This window comes from Nonomuraea sp. NPDC050478 (genome assembly GCF_044458265.1).
GTDB classification, from domain to species: Bacteria; Actinomycetota; Actinomycetes; order Streptosporangiales; family Streptosporangiaceae; genus Nonomuraea; species Nonomuraea ferruginea.
Genome location: NZ_JBITHT010000002.1, coordinates 466,840 through 482,293 on the forward strand (window position 1 = coordinate 466,840; position 15,454 = coordinate 482,293).

Sequence of the window (15,454 nt, forward strand, 5' to 3'; positions counted from 1 at the left end):
AGTCAAGGGGGTACTGCCAACGTCAAGGGATCGCAAACTCCCCGCCCGCCAGGAACGTTCCGACCACGCGGGCGAACTCGGCGGCCCGGTACTCCAGCGGCACCATGCCGCCGGCGATGACCGCGGTCGGCGCCCCCAGCCGGTCGGCCAGCGGGCGCAACTCGGGGAAGGCGAAGGGGTCGTCGTCGGCGCCCACGCACAGGACCGGGCAGCGGATCAGGCCGAGCCGGTCCTCCATCCGGTAGGCGGCGACGGCGCGGTGCCCGCCGGCCAGGCCCGGCCTGGCGGCCAGCGCGTCGCGGACGAAGCGGGCCAGCAGGTCGGGGCGGCCCGGCGGGTAGAAGCCGGCCCGGCCCGCCCACAGCTCGACCAGGTGGGAGCCGTCCTCCCGCTCGGTCACGTGGTCCACCTGCGGCCGGCCTTCACGCCGCCGGCGCGCCTCGGCGTCCACCAGCGGCGTGGACGACAGCACCAGCCTGCTCACCCGCCCGGGGGCGCGGGCCGCCACCTCCACGGCGATCACCCCGCCCGTGTGGTGCCCGGCGACCGCGGCCGTCTCCAGGCCGAGCGCGTCCATGAAGGCCAGCACTCCGTCCGCGTACGCCTCGATCGTGTGCTCGGCCGGCGGCGCGGAGGCGCCGAAGCCGAGGGTGTCCATCGCGATCGCCCGGTGGCCCGCCCCGAGCAGCGGCAGCACCTCGCGGTACTCGTCCCAGGAGCGGGGCGTCTGGTGCAGCAGCAGCACCGGCTCGCCGGTGCCGCACTCGGCGTAGTGGATCTGTCCTAAAGGGGTGCGGGCGTAGCCGAATCCGATCATAGGCACCATCCTCCGTCAGGGGCGGCGGATGTCCTAGACACCATGGTGTCGCCCAGGCGGCGCCGGGTAGGCGTCAGGCATGCTGGATCAGGGACAGAGCTGGGCGGAAGCGGCGGTGCTGACGGTCAACGCCGGCTCGTCGAGCCTCCGCCTCGACCTCGTCGACGGCGGCGTGGTCGTCGACGGCGCGCGTTCCCAGCGGGCGGTGGAGCCGGGGTCCGCGCGGTCGGAGGTGTCGGAGTTCCTGGGCCGCCACCTCGACCGGGACGTGGGCGCGGTGGCGCACCGGCTGGTGCACGGCGGCGAGCTGGTGACCGCGCCGACAGTGGCCGACGACCACCTGGCGGCCGCGCTGCGCCGGATCACCGACCTGGCGCCGCTGCACCTGCCGCCGGCGCTGGACCTGCTGGACGCGGCCCGCGAGCTGCTGCCCGCGGTGCCGCACGTGCTCTGCCCCGACACCGCCTTCCACGCCGGGCTGCCCGACGCGGCCGCGGTCTACGCCCTGCCCAAGGCGTGGCGGGAGAGGTACGGGCTGCGCCGCTACGGCTTCCACGGCCTGTCGTACGCGTGGGCGACCGACCGGGCGGCCGAGCTGCTCGGCCGTCCGGTCGCGGAGCTGGACCTGGTGCTCGCCCACCTGGGCGGCGGCGCGTCGGTGTGCGCGGTGTCGGGCGGGCGCAGCCTCGACACCTCGATGGGGTTCACCCCGCTCGACGGGCTGCCGATGAGCAGGCGCTCCGGCGGCGTCGACCCGGGCATGCTGATGTGGCTGCTCGACGGCCGGCTCAGCGCGGACGAGCTGCGCCACGGGCTGGAGCGCGAGTCGGGGCTGCTCGGCCTGTCCGGCGGCCGCTCGGGCGACACCCGCGACCTCGTCGCCGCCGAACGCGACGGCGACGAGGAGGCGGCGCTGGCCCTGCGGGTGTTCTGCCACCGGGTGAGCCGGGAGATCGCGGCCGCGGCGACGTCGCTGGGCCGCGTCGACGCGCTGGTGTTCACCGGGGAGATCGGCTGGGACCAGCCCGAGGTGCGCGAGGCGGTCTGCCGCCGCCTGCGCCTGCTCGGGGTCGAGCCGCCGGTGGGCGGCAACCGCGCCGACGACGGCCTGATCAGCCCGGCGGGCACCGCGGTGCCGGTGCTCGTCGTCGAACAGCACGAGGAGCTCCAGCTGGCCCGCGAGTGCCTGCGCGAGCTGTACGGGCCCGAGATCGAGGTCTAGCCGCGGCCGAGCGCCCGCATGGCGGGCAGGGCGCGGTCGTCGAAGCCGAACAGGGCCTGGTTCTCCCAGGCGTTGCCGGTGGACGGGTCGGCGGGGTCCCAGCCGTTGCCCGGCACGCCGGTCCAGGTGGCCTCCCAGGAGAAGACGCCCAGGCCGAGCCGGTCGGGGACGTTCCGTACGATGTCGGAGACCTTGCTCAGCAGGGCGGCCTGCCCGGCCGGGGTGGCCTGGTAGCCGGGGTACGGCTCGGGCGACAGGATGAGGTTCTCCCAGCCGTCGTCGTCGGCGGTGGTGAACGGGTAGCCGGTCTCCACGACGGCCACGGGCTTGCGGTAGCGGGTGGCGACGTCGTCGATGTTGGCCTGGAACGCCTCCAGGGTGCCGTGCCAGTACGGGTAGTACGACAGGCCGATCACGTCGTAGCGGATGCCGTGGGCGGCGGCGTTGTCGAACCACCACCGGTACAGGCCGTTGTCGCCGCCGTTGGCCAGGTGGAGCACCACGTCGGTGCGGCGGGAGACGTCCTTGACCGCGTCGTGTCCGGCGTTGAGCAGCCGGGCGGTGTTCGCCCAGTTCTGGTTGCTCCCGTCGGGCCACAGCAGGCCGCCGTTGATCTCGTTGCCGACCTGGACCAGGTCGGCCGGGGTGCCCTGGCGGCGCAGCGCGTCCAGCACGTCGAAGGTGTGCGCGTACACGGCCCGGACCAGCTCGTCGAAGGGCAGGTTCGCCCAGGCGGCGGGCTTGAACTGCTTGCCGGGGTCGGCCCAGGTGTCGGAGTAGTGGAAGTCGACCAGCAGCCGGAGCCCGGCCTTCTTGGCCCGCTTGGCGACGGCCAGGACCTGCGTCTTGGTGTTGTAGCCGTCGGCCGGGTCCACCCAGACCTTGAGCCTGATGTGGGTGAGCCCGGCCTCGGCCAGGATGCGCAGCGCGTCGTCGCGGCGGCCGTCGGCGTGGCGGTAGACGCCGCCGAGCGCCTCGGACTTGGCGAGGCTGGAGACGTCGGCGCCGCGGACGGGCAGCCGCCGTTCGGCCTGGGCGGCGGGAGCCGCCGCGGCCAGGGTGGCGAGGCAGAGCAGAGCGACCAGTAACCGTCTCATGGGAGTGCTCTCCTAGGGGTGGGGGGATTGCTCCTCGACGACCGTCACGGCGCCGGCCGCGACGGTCACCGGCCCGTCGTGGTGCGCCCCGTCGAACACGCCCGTGCCGGTCACCCCCTCGACCGTCACCGGCTCGTCGCCGTGGTTGATGAGGAACAGGTGGCGGCCGCGCCGGACCAGTTCCAGCGTGTCGGGCAGGCCGCGCGGGCGGCTCACGCCGGCGCGGTCGAGCACCCCGGCCAGCAGCTCGCGCAGGCCGGTGACGGGGGCGGTGGCCAGGTACCAGGCGGTGCCGGCGCCGAGGTCGTGGCGGGTGAGCGCGGGATGCCCGGCGTCCGGCCCGGAGGCGAACTCGCGCTCGGCGACGGCCCCGGCCGGGTGGATCCGCTCGGACCAGATCCGCCCGTCGAGCCCGCCGGTGACGGCGACGGTCTCGTGCTCGCGCAGCGGGTGGAACTCCTCGATCGACAGGCCGAGCACCTCGCGCAGCGCGCCCGGGTAGGCGCCGGGGTGGATGGTGTCGTGCTCGTCGACGATGCCGGAGAAGTACGAGACGAGCAGGTTTCCGCCTGCTTCCACGTACCGGTGCAGGTTCTTGGCCGAAGCCTCGGTGAGCAGGTACGCGCTCGGCGCGACCACCACCCGATAACGCGACATGTCGGCGGACGGGTGGACGAAGTCGACGGTGACGTGCTCCCGCCAGAGCGCCTCGTAGAAGGCGTCGGCCCGCTCACGGAACCGCAGGTCCACCGACGGCCGCCAGTCGAGCTCCAGCGCCCAGTACGACTCCCAGTCCCACACCAGGGCGACGTCGGCGCGCACCCGGCTGCCCCGCACGCCGGCGAGCCTGCGCAGGTCGGCGCCGAGGTCGACGATCTCGCGCCACTGCGCGGAGCCGGCGCCGGCGTGCGGCACCATCGCGGAGTGGAACTTCTCCGCGCCGAACCGCGAGGCGCGGAACTGGAAGAACAGCACGCTGTCGGAGCCGCGGGCGACGTGCGCGAGGCTGTTGCGGCGCATCTCGCCGGGCCGCTTGGCGAGGTTGCGCGGCTGCCAGTTGACCGCGCCGGCCGAGTGCTCCATGAGCATCCACGGCTCTCCCCCGGCCACCGAGCGCGCCAGGTCGGCGGACATGGCCAGGTCGATGTGGTTGTCCGGCTGCTCGGCCTTCAGGTAGTGGTCGTTGGCGACCACGTCGAGCTCGCGCGCCCACTGCCACAGGTCGGTCGACTTGCAGTTCACGGTGCCGGCGAAGTTGGTCGTCACCGGCACGCCGGGGGTGATCTCGCGCAGGATGTCGCGCTGCAGCGCGTAGTGCTCGCGGTGCTGGCCGTCGCTGAAGCGGGCGAAGTCGAGCCGCTGGGCCGGGTTGACGGCGGTGTGGTTGTGGCGGGGGGCGTCGATCTGCGCCCAGTCGGTGTAGCGCTGCCCCCAGAACGCGGTGCCCCAGGCGTCGTTGAGCTCGGCCAGGTCGCGGTAGGTGCGGCGCAGCCAGTCGCGCCAGGCGGCGACGCTGTGCTCGCAGTAGCACTCGCCCAGCGGCGCCCCGTACTCGTTGTGCACGTGCCACATGACCACGGCGGGATGGCCGCGGTAGTGGGTGGCTAGCGCGCGCACCAGGCGGGCGGTGGCCTCGCGGAAGGCGGGCGCGCTGGAGCAGGCGTTCTGCCTGCCGCCGAAGCCGATCCGCACGCCGTCGCGGCCGACGGGCAGCGTGTCCGGGTGGCGGGCGGTGAACCAGGCGGGCGGCGCGGCGGTGGGCGTGGCCAGGTCGACCGCGATGCCGGCGGCGTGCAGCCGGTCGATGATCTCGTCCAGCCAGCCGAACTCGTGGCGGCCCTCCTCCGGCTCCATCAGCGCCCACGAGAACATGCCGAGGCTCACCAGGTTGACCCCGGCCTCGCGCATCAGGGCGACGTCCTCCTCGTGCACCTCGCGCGGCCACTGCTCGGGGTTGTAGTCCCCGCCGTAGGCGATACCGGCCGGACGCTCCGGATACATCCATCCCCCTTGTCGTACTTCTGTGAACGTGCACAGTAGCGCGCGTCACGGTTCTTGGAAACCGACCAGGAGACTAACGAGAACATAACGGGCCCTTGACCCCGCACTGATGGCTGATCCAGTCTGTGCACGTTCACAGAGAACATCTGGAGGTATGCATGCGTGCCACACGCCTCGGAGCCGCCTTGGCCGCAGCGCTCGCGGCCACCCTGACCCTGTCCGGATGTGGCGGCGGCGAGCCCGCCGGCACTCCGGAGGCGGCGCGGACGCAGTCTCAGGCCCCGCAGGGCCCGGTCAAGCTCACGTACTGGACGTGGGCTCCCAACATGGACAAGGTCGTCGAGGTGTGGAACAAGGCGCACCCCGACATCCAGGTGACGGTCAGCAAGCAGGCCGGGGGCGACGACGCCGCCGCCAAGTTCCTCACCGCGGCCAAGGCCGGCAACCCGCCGGACCTGGTGCAGGCCGAATACCAGCACCTGCCGTCGTTCGTGGCGGCCGAGGCGGTGGCCGACCTCAAGGCCGAGACGGAGGCGGTCAAGGGCGAGTTCGGCGAGGGCGTGTGGGGGCTCGTCACGCTCGGCACCGAGGGCGTGTACGCGGTCCCGCAGGACAGCGGCCCGATGATGCTCTTCTACCGCCAGGACCTGTTCGACGAGTACGGCATCGAGGTCCCGAAGACCTGGGACGAGTACGCCGAGGCGGCCCGCGCCGTGCGGAAGAAGGACCCCAAGGTCTACCTGGGCACCTTCTCCAGCAAGGACCCCGGCGCGTTCACCGGCCTCGCCCAGCAGGCGGGCGCCCAGTGGTGGTCGATCAGCGGCGAGGCCTGGAAGGTGGACATCGCCGACGCGCCCACCGTCAAGGTCGCCGACTACTGGGACGGCCTGGTCAAGGAGGGCGCCATCGACGACACGCCGTACTTCACCCCCGAGTGGAACAAGGCGCTCGCCGACGGCAAGCTGCTCACCTGGCCGTCGGCGATCTGGGCGCCGGGCACGCTGGAGAGCAACGCGCCCAAGGCCGAGGGCAAGTGGGCGATCGCCCCGATGCCGCAGTGGAACGCCGGCGAGAACCACACCGGCTTCTGGGGCGGCTCCTCCGTGGCGGTCGCCGCCAAGTCGCCGAACAGGGCCGCCGCGGCCCAGTTCGCCACCTGGCTCAACACCGACCCGGAGGCGGTCGACGCGCTGGTGAAGGAGGCCGCGATCTATCCGGCGGCCACCAAGGCGCAGACGGCGCTCACCGAGGCGCCCGGCTACTTCGCCAACCAGCCGGACTTCTGGCAGCAGGCCGCCCAGGCCTCCGCCGGGGCGCGCGGCTTCACCTTCGGGCCCAACGTCGGCGTCACGTACAACGCCTTCAGGGACGGCTTCGACAAGGCGTTGCAGGACGGCAGCCCGTTCTCCGGCGCCGTCAGGGCGATGCACGAGGCCACCGTCGCCGACATGCGCAAGTCCGGGTTCTCGCTCGCGTCATGACGTACTCCGCGAAGAGGCGGCGCGCCGCGCGCCGCCCCTTGCTCGCCCCGTACCTGTTCCTCACCCCGGCGATCGTGCTGTTCGTGCTGTTCCTGGCGGTGCCGATCGGCTACACCGCCTACCTGGCGATGCGCCGGACCCGGGTGTCCGGGCTCGGGCTGGGGGGCGGGTCGCGGCGCGAGGTGTTCGCCGGGTTCGACAACTTCGCCGCCGCGATCACCGACGGCGAGCTGTGGGCCGGGTGGCTGCGGGTGCTCGGGTACGGCGCGATCGTGCTGGTCGTGATGCTGGGGCTGGCGCTGGTGTTCGCGCTGGCCCTGGACTCGGCCCGGGTGCGGCTGGCCCGCTTCGGCCGGATCGCGATCTTCCTGCCGTACGCGGTGCCCGGCGTGGCCGCGTCGCTGCTGTGGGGGTTCCTCTACCTGCCGTCGCTCAGCCCGATCCGGGCGGTGCTGGACGTGGACCTGCTCGGCGCGACCACGGTCACGTACTCGATGGCCAACGTGGCGGTATGGGGCGGGACCGGCTTCAACATGCTGGTGCTCTACACGGCGCTGCGGGCGGTGCCGCGAGACTACTATGAGGCGGCGCGGCTCGACGGCGCCACCGAGACGCAGATCGCGCTGCGGATCAAGATCCCGCTGCTGATGCCGGCGATCATCCTGACCACCGTGTTCTCGATCATCGCGACGATCCAGGTGTTCACCGAGCCGACCACGCTGCGGCCGTTCACGAACACGATCAGCTCCACGTGGAGCCCGCTGATGAAGGTCTACCGGGACGCGTTCGTCACCGGTGACCTGTACGCGGCGGCGGCCACCTCGATCGTCATCGCCGCCGTCTCCTTCGTCCTGGCGTTCGGATTTCTGCGCGTGGTCCGCGACCGCGCCTTCGGGGAGGGCTGATGGCCGCCGTCACGACCCGCCGGTCCACCGGCCTGCTGCCGACCGCCGTGCTGCTGGCCGGCGCGATCTACTGCCTGTTCCCGGTGAGCTGGGTGCTGATCGCGGCGACCAAGTCGCCCGGGGAGCTGTTCACCACGCCGACCATGGCCTTCGGCACCGGCTTCCTCTCCAACGTGTCCGATCTGCTCGCCTACCGCGACGGGGTGTTCTGGCTGTGGCTGGTCAACACGTTCGTCTACGCGGGCGGCGGCTCGCTGCTGGCCACCGTGGTCGCCGCGGTCTCCGGGTACGCGCTGGCCAAGTACCGCTTCCCGGGCCGGGCGCTGATCTTCAACCTGCTGATCGGCGGCATCCTGGTGCCGGCCGTGGTGCTGGCCATCCCGCAGTATCTGCTGTTCTCGAAGGTGGGGATGGCGGACACGTACTGGGCGGTGCTGCTGCCGCAGATCCTGTCCCCGTACAGCATCTACCTCGCCCGGGTGTACGCGACCGCCGCCATCCCGGACTCGCTGCTGGAGGCCGGGCGGATCGACGGGGCCGGCGAGTGGACGCTCATGTCGCGGGTGGCGCTGCCGCTGATGGTGCCGGGCATGGTGACGATCTTCCTTTTCCAGTTCGTGGCCATCTGGAACAACTTCCTGCTGCCGTTCATCATGCTGGGCGACGACGGCAAGTTCCCGCTCACGGTCGGGCTCTACACGCTGCTGGCGGCCGGGGCCAACCAGCCGGCGCTGTACAACCTGATCCTGACCGGCGCGCTGCTGTCGATCATCCCGCTGATCGCGCTCTTCCTCACGATGCAGCGATACTGGAGGACAGACCTGTCCTCCGGAGCGGTGAAATGAAGCGCCCTACCATCCACGACGTCGCCGCTGCCGCGGGCGTGTCCCGCGGCACGGTGTCCAGGCTGCTCAACGGCGACCGCTACGTCAGCCCGGCCGCGCGGGCCGCGATCGAGCGGGCCATCACCGAGACCGGCTACGTCGTCAACCGCGCCGCCCGCAGCCTGGTCACGCAGCGCACCGGCTCCGTGGCCATGGTGCTGTCGGAGCCGGACCAGATGCTGTTCGAGGACCCCAACTACAGCACGCTCATCCGGGTGGCGATCCGCCGCCTGGCCGAGCGCGACATCTCGCTGGTGATGATGCTCGCCGGCAACGAGGGCGACCGCGACCGGGTGGTGCGCTACGTGCGCGGCGGCCACGCCGACGGCGTGCTCCTGGTGACGACCCACGCGGGCGACCCGCTGGCCGACGCCCTCGCCGCCGCCGCCCCCGCCGTCTCGTGCGGCGCGGTCATCGGGCGCGAGAACGTCATCCCGTACGCGGCCGCGGACGATCGCCTGGGCGCCCGGCAGATGACCGAATACCTGGTGAGCCGGGGCCACAAGCGGATCGCCATGATCACCGGCCCGATGGACACCCCCGGCGGCATCCAGCGCCTGGAGGGCTTCGCCGACGTGCTGGGCCGCAAGGCGTCCAAGAAGCTCATCGCGCACGGCGACTGGACCCAGGCCAGCGGCGAGCGAGCCATGGCCGAGCTGCTGGAGCGCACCCCTGACCTCGACGCGGTGTTCGTCGCCTCCGACCTGATGGCGGCCGGCGCCCTGACGACCCTGCGCGCGGCGGGCCGGCGGGTGCCGGACGACGTGGCGGTGGGCGGCTTCGACGACTCCTCGGTGGCCACCTCCACCCTCCCGCCGCTCACGACGATCAGGCAGCCGCTGGCGGAGATGGCGAACGCGACCATCAACCTGCTGCTGGCCCGGCTCGACGGCGCCGAGAAGCCCGAGCCGGTGGTGCTCCCGACCGAGCTGGTGATCCGCGAGTCCGCCTGACAGAAGGCGCTTCGCGAGCTGTCACCCCGCGAGCAGTTGGTGGAGCCGCTGTGCTTCCCGCACCAGCCGGGTGGATCCCTTCCGGGCCGCTACGGCCGCCAGCTCCGGGATCTCGCCGCGTGCCCCGGCGAGCGCGGCGGCCCGGGCGCCCACGGCGAGCAGGTCCGCGAGCCCGTTGCGCGGGCGCTCCCCCGCGGCGGGCAGCACGCGCGGCAGCAGCGGGGCCACCACCGGCCACACCGCCGCGTGCGCCCCGGCCTGGACCGCCTCGTCGAGCGCGGACACCACCCGGGACAGCATGACCAGCCCCGGCGGCAGCAGCCCGGCGACCGCCTTCGCCAGCCGCTGCGCGGGCACCTCGTCCCGGGCGGCCAGGGTGAGGAACGCGTCCACGGCCGCCGCCCGCTTCGCGACGTCCGGCTCGCTCATCCCGATGGCCAGCGCGTGCGCCACCGCCGTCCCGGCGGGCCCGTCGCCGTGCGCCAGCGCGGCGAGCGCGAGATGCCCGTCGCCCCAGGCGTCGAGGGCGGTCAGCAGATGCGCCGCCACCAGCTCGCGATGCGACGGCGCCGCCATCGGCCACCAGCGCATCGTGGAGGACCAGGACGTGTCCCGCCGCGCCAGGTCGTGCAGCGGCTCCGGCAGCTCCAGCTCGGACTGGAGCTCCTCGCGCGTCCACCCGTATCCGACGTGGCCCGTCGCGTATCCGACGTGCTTGACCATCGAGCACCGGACCTCGGGGTCGGGCAGCCCGCCGCCGCGCAGCCACGCCGCGCACTCCCGGCCCGCCCGCGTGCCGAGCTTCTCCGCCCGCTCCGCCACCGCCTCGCCGACCGTACGCGGCAGCCGCAGGAGGGCGTGCGCGAGGTCGGCGGGCAACGGCTCCAGGCCGGCCGACGCCAGCCGTTCGAGGCGGTCGAGCAGCACCTCGGGAGCGATGTGGCCGGTGCCGGAGGTAGGCGTGGCGAGCAGGAGGGGCGGTGCGGACGCCGTCTCGTAGGCGGCGATCAGTTCGCGGGCCCGCGCCTCGTAGAGCCGGTCCAGCCCGCCGCCTTCGCGGTTGACCCGGCCGCCCCGGATCAGCGCGGTGAGCCGCAGGCTGTCTTCCGGTGAGGCGAACGCGAGCACCGCCCGCACGAGCAGCTGGTGAAGCCGCTCGTCGCTCCCATACGGGTGATGGCAGCCGAACAGGTGCGGGTCCAGCGGATGCCACCAGGGTCGCAGCGCCTCGCGCAGGGTGTCCGGCTCCCGGTGCGCCCACTCGGCGAGCCCGGCCAGGACCCGCTCGAACGTGTCCGCTCCCGACTTCGGCCCCACGGCAGCGACCGCCTCGGCGAGTTCGCCCGGCGACGCGATGGGCGACGGCAGGCTCGGCGCGGGCGCCGCGACCAGCGCGGGCGCCTCGGCTTCATCGGCCTCGATGGCTTCCCCGTACGCGCCGGCGATCTTCTCCCGCAGCTCGGCGGGGAGCCCGCCCGCGGCGTCCAGGACGGCCTGCCGACCTTCCTCGCCCGCCCGTCCGGCCAACCGCACCGCCGCCCGGACGGCGTACTCCTGCAGCGCGAGCGTGTCCTGCCGGAACACCGCCGCCACCACCCCCAGCGCGGCGTCGACCCGTTCCGGCCCGCGCCCGGCGGCGTCACGCGCCCACGCGACGGCCGCCCGCACGAGCTTCTTCTCCTGCCGGAACGCCAGCGCCCCCGCCGCCTCGGCGAACAGCTCCGCCTCCAGCCGCCCCGCCTCGTCGGCCTGCCGCAGCCGCGCCAGCGCCATGTCGGCCACGGTGACAGGCGCGGCGGGCAGGATCGCCGCATAGTCGCGGACCCGTCCGGCCACCTCGTCGAGGTCCGGCGCCAGGTCGTCGTGCAGCTGGGCGAGCACCGGCGGCGCGTCGGGCCCGTCGCGCAGCAGCCGTCCCATGACCTGGCCGAGCACCTCGCCGCGATCCAGGCGACCGCTCTCGATCAGCCGCAGCACGCCATCGCGCTGCGGCCACGAGAACGCCTCCCGCAGCCCGGCCGTCTCGAAGATCCTGGGCGCGAGGTGCGGGAACAGGGGATCGTCAGCGCCCGGCGCGGATCCGAGCCGCCGCACCCACCCGGTCAGGAACGGGTCGCTGTCCGGCGGCTCGATGCCGGTCGCCCTGACCAGAGCCGCGACGATCTCCCACTCGCGTTCCTGGTCCGCCCGCAGCCGCAGCACCGTCCGCCGGGCGAGATCCTCCTGCCACTCCACCGGGCGCGTACGGATCAGGCCGAGGACGCGCGGCGCGTCGTCGCCCGCCGGATCGCGCCACCGGAGCTCGCGCCGGAAGATCCACGAGGTCACGGCCGCCGCCCCGCCGAGGCAGCCGACGCCCGCCATGAGCAGGGGCCGTAACTGGCCCGTCCACTCCCAGAACCTGCCGGCGTACGCCTTGTTCTGCGCCGCGAGGTAGGGCGCGAGCTCGGCGGCGACGGCCTTCCTCGCGTCCGCGTCGAAGGCGGCGACGGAGCGGACGGTGCCGGCGGTGTCGCCGGCCTGGATCAGCTTGAGAAGATCTTTCCACGGTGCGGACATGGCGCGGACCCTACTGACCCGGCCCGACAATTCACCGATCCGGCGACCTCAAGCCAGGTATGGAAGAGTTGCCGTCCATGGAACAGCGTGTGTTGGGACGTACCGGACGGCGAGTCGGTGTGGTGGGACTGGGAGCCTGGCAGCTCGGGGCCGACTGGGGGCAGGTGAGCGAGGACGACGCGGTCGCGACGCTCTCGGCGGCGGTCGGCGACGGGGTGACGTTCATCGACACCGCCGACGTCTACGGCGACGGCCGCAGCGAGCAGATCGTCGGCCGGTTCGCCAAGGCCCACCCGGACCTCACGGTGGCCACCAAGATGGGCCGCCGGATGGACCAGGTGCCGGAGAACTACCTGATGGCGAACTTCCGCGCCTGGAACGAGCGCTCCCGCCGCAACCTCGGCGTCGACACCGTCGACCTGGTGCAGCTGCACTGCCCGCCCACGCCGGTGTACTCGTCCGACGCGGTGTTCGACGCGCTCGACACGCTGGTCGCGGAGGAGAAGATCGCCGCGTACGGGGTGAGCGTGGAGACGTGCGAGGAGGCGCTGACGGCGATCGCCCGGCCGGGCGTGGCGACGGTGCAGATCATCCTGAACGCGTTCCGGCTCAAGCCGCTGGAGCGGGTGCTGCCCGCGGCCCGCGAGGCGGGTGTCGGCATCATCGCCCGGGTGCCGCTGGCCAGCGGCCTGCTGTCGGGCCGCTACGACGAGAACACCACGTTCGCGCCCGACGACCACCGCACCTTCAACCGCCACGGCGAGTCGTTCGACGTGGGCGAGACGTTCTCCGGCGTGGACTTCCGCACCGGCCTGGAGGCGGTCCGGCGGCTGGCCCCGCTGGTGCCCGAGGGGGCGACGATGGCGCAGTTCGCGCTGCGCTGGATCCTCGACCAGCCCGGCGTGTCCGTCGTCATCCCCGGCGCCCGCAACCCTGCCCAGGCCGCCGCCAACGCCGCCGCGGCCGCGCTCCCGTCCCTCCCGCCGGAGACCCTCCAGGCCGTACGCGACGTGTACGACGAGCTCATCCGTCCGCAGGTGCACGACCGATGGTGAGCCGGGCGGTTCTCGTCACCGGGGCGTCGCGGGGGATCGGGCGGGCCGTCGCGACGGCGTTCGCGGAGCTGGGTGACCGGGTGGCGGTCCACCATCGCGACTCCCCCGCCCTCGCCTCCGGGCTGCTGGACGAGCTGCCGGGCGAGGGACACACGGTCGTCCAGGCGGACCTGGCCGACCCGGAGGCGGTGCGCCGCGTCGTGGACGAGGCGGCCACCGCCCTGGGCGGCATCGACGTGCTGGTCAACAACGCCGGCGTGTTCCTGCACCACCCGGTCACGGACCTCACCTACGAGGAGTGGCAGGCGGCCTGGCGCCGGACACTCGACCTCAACCTGGTCGGCGCGGCGAACATGATCTGGTGCGCGCTCCCCCACATGCCGCGGGGCGGTCGCATCGTCAACGTCTCCTCGCGCGGCGCCTTCCGCGGCGAGCCCGACAGTCCCGCGTACGGCGCCAGCAAGGCGGGCCTGAACGCGCTCACCCAGTCGCTCGCGGTGTCCCTGGCGCCGAAGGGCATCGCGGTGGCGGCGGTCGCGCCGGGCTTCGTCGAGACGGACATGACGAACGAGCACCTCAAACCGCCCAGGGGCGACGAGATCCGCGCCCAGAGCCCGTTCGGCCGCGTGGCCCGCCCGGAGGAGATCGCCGCCGCCGTCGTGTACCTGGCCTCGCCGGAGGCGGAGTGGGCCAGCGGCACCATCATCGACCTGAACGGCGCCAGCTACCTGCGCTGAGAGGCGGAGCCGGGTGGTAGAAGAATGGCATCTTCGACTTCTGACATCGCCGATCACGGCTCCCAGCGAGATTCTCTGGGAGCCGTGTCGCCGTAACGTGTTCAGACCTTGTTCACCGGTTCCTGGAGTTCGGTGACCCACTCGTCGTGGTTGTCGGGACACTCCAGGTTGATCTCCCGGGGGTAGCCGACGGAACGGTAGCCGTTGGCGTCGATCCAGCGGCCGAGGGTCTGGACGGTGGGCAGGACGGTCTCCATGGAGCCGCGGTGCATGACGGTCGCCGCCTGCTCGACGGGCGGCAGGTCCACGATCCGCAGCCCGTCGTCCTCGCCGAGGGGCGCGGAGACCTCGACGCCCGCTCGGATGAGGATCCCGCCGTCCGGCGCGTCCTCGTAGCAGGCGACCGCGGGCCCGGAGGGGGCGATGCCCGCCGCCTCCAGGCGCCGGGACAGCTCCTCGTAAAGCGGCTGGATGACCGGGCCGACGGTGTCGAAGTCCGGTGCCACCGCGGTCAGTTCGGCCACCCGCACGCTCGGCAGGCTCTTCAGTACGACATCGTTGCTGGGCATCTGCCCCTCGCTCTCGATCGAGCGGAGCCTCGCCTCGACCTGGGCCAGCCGGGCCGCCGCCGCCGTGATCGCCGCCTCCAGGTCGGCGCGCCGCAGCCGGAGCATGGCGCGCAGTTCCCCGATGGTCACCTTCTCGTCCAGGATCGCCCGGACCTGTTGGAGGGTGAAGCCGAGGTCCTTGAGCGCGATGACGCGGTTGAGGCGGGCCAGCTGGGCGGCCGTGTAGTAGCGGTAGCCGGTGGCCGGATCGACGTGGGCCGGGCGCAGCAGGCCGGTGGCGTCGTAGTGACGCAGCATCCGTACCGAGACGCGACCGTGCCTGGCGAAGTCTCCGATGGTGAACATGATGTCTCCAAGTCGACCGCCTGACACGGTGTGAGGGTCAAGAACGCGGCGCGGACGCCGAGGCCTGAGCCGGCGGAACGTGGACTACCCGCCGAGCCCGTCAAGATAGGCGCGGGAGGCGGCGAGGGCTTCGAGCATGTCGCCGTCGCAGCGGTCGAGCTCGACGATCCGCCAGGCGTCGCCGGGGGCGGCCGCCAGGATGTCCGGGATCGGCAGCGTGCCGGAGCCGACCGCGGTCATGGCGTCGTCGACGGTGCCGGGGCCGTCCTTGACGTGCAGGTGGGTGACCCGGTCGCCGAGCCGGGCCAGCAGGCCGGGCACGTCGGCGCCGCCCACCACGGCCCAGTAGAGGTCCACCTCCAGCAGGACGTCCGGGTCGAGCAGTTCGGCGAGCGCCTCAAGGGCGTGCCGGTCGCCGATCCGCGCCGAAAGCTCCCAGTGGTGGTTGTGGTAGCCGAGCCGCAGCCCCGCCCCGGCGGCGCGGGCGGCGGCGGCGTTGATCAGCCGGGCGCTCTCCTCCACGGCGGCACGATCGGAGAACCCGTCCGGCGGGATCGCCGGGATGATCACCGTGTCCGTGCCGATGGCCGTGGCGGCCTCCAGCACGGCGGGCGCGTGCTCGTCCAGCAGCGGCCCGTGCAGCGAGCAGGCGGTGAGCCCGTTCGCCTCCAGCAGGTCGCGAAAGGCGCGGGGGTCGTCGCCCAGGAGCCCGAAGGTGGGCTCCACGGCCCGGTACCCCATCGCGGCGAGGGACGTCAGAGTCGTCGTCGGCCGCACGGACATCTCGGCGCGTACGGAGTAGAGCTGGACGGCGGGAACAAGCACGACA

At 73.1% G+C, this 15,454-nt stretch carries 13 protein-coding genes; 7 read left to right on the forward strand and 6 right to left on the reverse strand.

The window, feature by feature from the left end; translation table 11 throughout:
• Positions 1-22 precede the first annotated feature (22 nt).
• A complete protein-coding gene (locus ACIBF7_RS10225) occupies positions 23-817 on the reverse strand; it encodes an alpha/beta fold hydrolase (RefSeq protein ID WP_397196904.1) in 795 nt (264 codons plus the stop codon).
• 79 nt (positions 818-896) lie between these two features.
• On the opposite strand from ACIBF7_RS10225, the gene ACIBF7_RS10230 reads away from it, so the two are divergent.
• Entirely contained in the window at positions 897-2,039 is a 1,143-nt protein-coding gene (locus tag ACIBF7_RS10230; protein ID WP_397196905.1) for an acetate/propionate family kinase, read from the forward strand.
• Here the strand turns inward: ACIBF7_RS10230 and ACIBF7_RS10235 are convergent.
• A complete protein-coding gene (locus ACIBF7_RS10235) occupies positions 2,036-3,136 on the reverse strand; it encodes an arabinogalactan endo-beta-1,4-galactanase (protein ID WP_397196906.1) in 1,101 nt (366 codons plus the stop codon). The two genes, ACIBF7_RS10230 and ACIBF7_RS10235, sit on opposite strands and share 4 nt — an antisense overlap.
• 12 nt (positions 3,137-3,148) lie before the next feature.
• Complete coding sequence (locus ACIBF7_RS10240) at positions 3,149-5,137, reverse strand: beta-galactosidase (protein ID WP_397196907.1); 1,989 nt, start codon at positions 5,135-5,137, stop codon at positions 3,149-3,151.
• 158 nt (positions 5,138-5,295) lie between these two features.
• On the opposite strand from ACIBF7_RS10240, the gene ACIBF7_RS10245 reads away from it, so the two are divergent.
• Genes ACIBF7_RS10245 through ACIBF7_RS10260 form a run of 4 tightly spaced genes read left to right on the forward strand, consistent with a single transcriptional unit; the run spans position 5,296 to position 9,360 of the window.
• Complete coding sequence (locus ACIBF7_RS10245) at positions 5,296-6,618, forward strand: ABC transporter substrate-binding protein (protein ID WP_397196908.1); 1,323 nt, start codon at positions 5,296-5,298, stop codon at positions 6,616-6,618.
• The gene (locus ACIBF7_RS10250; protein WP_271275838.1) at positions 6,615-7,523 is read left to right on the forward strand and encodes a carbohydrate ABC transporter permease; all 909 of its coding nucleotides are present in this window, start codon (positions 6,615-6,617) and stop codon (positions 7,521-7,523) included. Before ACIBF7_RS10245 ends, ACIBF7_RS10250 begins: the two co-directional genes overlap by 4 nt.
• Complete coding sequence (locus ACIBF7_RS10255) at positions 7,523-8,368, forward strand: carbohydrate ABC transporter permease (RefSeq protein WP_148032158.1); 846 nt, start codon at positions 7,523-7,525, stop codon at positions 8,366-8,368. Before ACIBF7_RS10250 ends, ACIBF7_RS10255 begins: the two co-directional genes overlap by 1 nt.
• On the forward strand, positions 8,365-9,360 hold the full coding sequence (locus ACIBF7_RS10260; RefSeq protein ID WP_397196909.1) for a LacI family DNA-binding transcriptional regulator: 996 nt from the start codon (positions 8,365-8,367) through the stop codon (positions 9,358-9,360). The genes ACIBF7_RS10255 and ACIBF7_RS10260 overlap by 4 nt, the downstream gene beginning before the upstream one ends.
• Before the next feature lie 21 nt (positions 9,361-9,381).
• On the opposite strand, the gene ACIBF7_RS10265 is transcribed toward ACIBF7_RS10260, so the two are convergent.
• Positions 9,382-11,919, reverse strand: coding sequence for a DUF6493 family protein (locus ACIBF7_RS10265; protein ID WP_397196910.1), 2,538 nt, complete (start codon positions 11,917-11,919; stop codon positions 9,382-9,384).
• 77 nt (positions 11,920-11,996) lie between these two features.
• Between ACIBF7_RS10265 and ACIBF7_RS10270 the strand changes: the two genes are divergently transcribed.
• Both ACIBF7_RS10270 and ACIBF7_RS10275 read left to right on the forward strand, forming a co-directional pair.
• Positions 11,997-12,974: an aldo/keto reductase gene (locus ACIBF7_RS10270; RefSeq protein WP_397196911.1), complete on the forward strand. Its 978-nt coding sequence runs from the start codon at positions 11,997-11,999 to the stop codon at positions 12,972-12,974.
• The gene (locus ACIBF7_RS10275; protein ID WP_397197254.1) at positions 12,971-13,711 is read left to right on the forward strand and encodes an SDR family NAD(P)-dependent oxidoreductase; all 741 of its coding nucleotides are present in this window, start codon (positions 12,971-12,973) and stop codon (positions 13,709-13,711) included. Before ACIBF7_RS10270 ends, ACIBF7_RS10275 begins: the two co-directional genes overlap by 4 nt.
• Before the next feature lie 101 nt (positions 13,712-13,812).
• Here the strand turns inward: ACIBF7_RS10275 and ACIBF7_RS10280 are convergent, their stop codons facing one another.
• Positions 13,813-14,625, reverse strand: a complete 813-nt coding sequence (locus ACIBF7_RS10280; protein ID WP_271275834.1) for a MerR family transcriptional regulator — start codon at positions 14,623-14,625, stop codon at positions 13,813-13,815.
• Between the two features lie 84 nt (positions 14,626-14,709).
• Positions 14,710-15,450 carry a sugar phosphate isomerase/epimerase family protein gene (locus ACIBF7_RS10285; RefSeq protein ID WP_397196912.1) on the reverse strand — a complete coding sequence of 247 codons (741 nt, stop codon included), beginning with the start codon at positions 15,448-15,450 and terminating at the stop codon, positions 14,710-14,712.
• Positions 15,451-15,454: the final 4 nt, after the last annotated feature.

Bases quoted from the DNA above. Each gene is read 5' to 3' on its own strand.
- ACIBF7_RS10250 (WP_271275838.1), top strand. From the start codon at position 6,615: ATGACGTACTCCGCGAAGAGGCGGCGCGCCGCGCGCCGCCCCTTGCTC.
- ACIBF7_RS10245 (WP_397196908.1), top strand. From the start codon at position 5,296: ATGCGTGCCACACGCCTCGGAGCCGCCTTGGCCGCAGCGCTCGCGGCC.
- ACIBF7_RS10280 (WP_271275834.1), bottom strand. From the start codon at position 14,625: ATGTTCACCATCGGAGACTTCGCCAGGCACGGTCGCGTCTCGGTACGG.
- ACIBF7_RS10230 (WP_397196905.1), top strand. From the start codon at position 897: ATGCTGGATCAGGGACAGAGCTGGGCGGAAGCGGCGGTGCTGACGGTC.
- ACIBF7_RS10255 (WP_148032158.1), top strand. From the start codon at position 7,523: ATGGCCGCCGTCACGACCCGCCGGTCCACCGGCCTGCTGCCGACCGCC.
- ACIBF7_RS10240 (WP_397196907.1), bottom strand. From the start codon at position 5,137: ATGTATCCGGAGCGTCCGGCCGGTATCGCCTACGGCGGGGACTACAAC.
- ACIBF7_RS10270 (WP_397196911.1), top strand. From the start codon at position 11,997: ATGGAACAGCGTGTGTTGGGACGTACCGGACGGCGAGTCGGTGTGGTG.
- ACIBF7_RS10265 (WP_397196910.1), bottom strand. From the start codon at position 11,919: ATGTCCGCACCGTGGAAAGATCTTCTCAAGCTGATCCAGGCCGGCGAC.
- ACIBF7_RS10235 (WP_397196906.1), bottom strand. From the start codon at position 3,136: ATGAGACGGTTACTGGTCGCTCTGCTCTGCCTCGCCACCCTGGCCGCG.
- ACIBF7_RS10225 (WP_397196904.1), bottom strand. From the start codon at position 817: ATGATCGGATTCGGCTACGCCCGCACCCCTTTAGGACAGATCCACTAC.
- ACIBF7_RS10260 (WP_397196909.1), top strand. From the start codon at position 8,365: ATGAAGCGCCCTACCATCCACGACGTCGCCGCTGCCGCGGGCGTGTCC.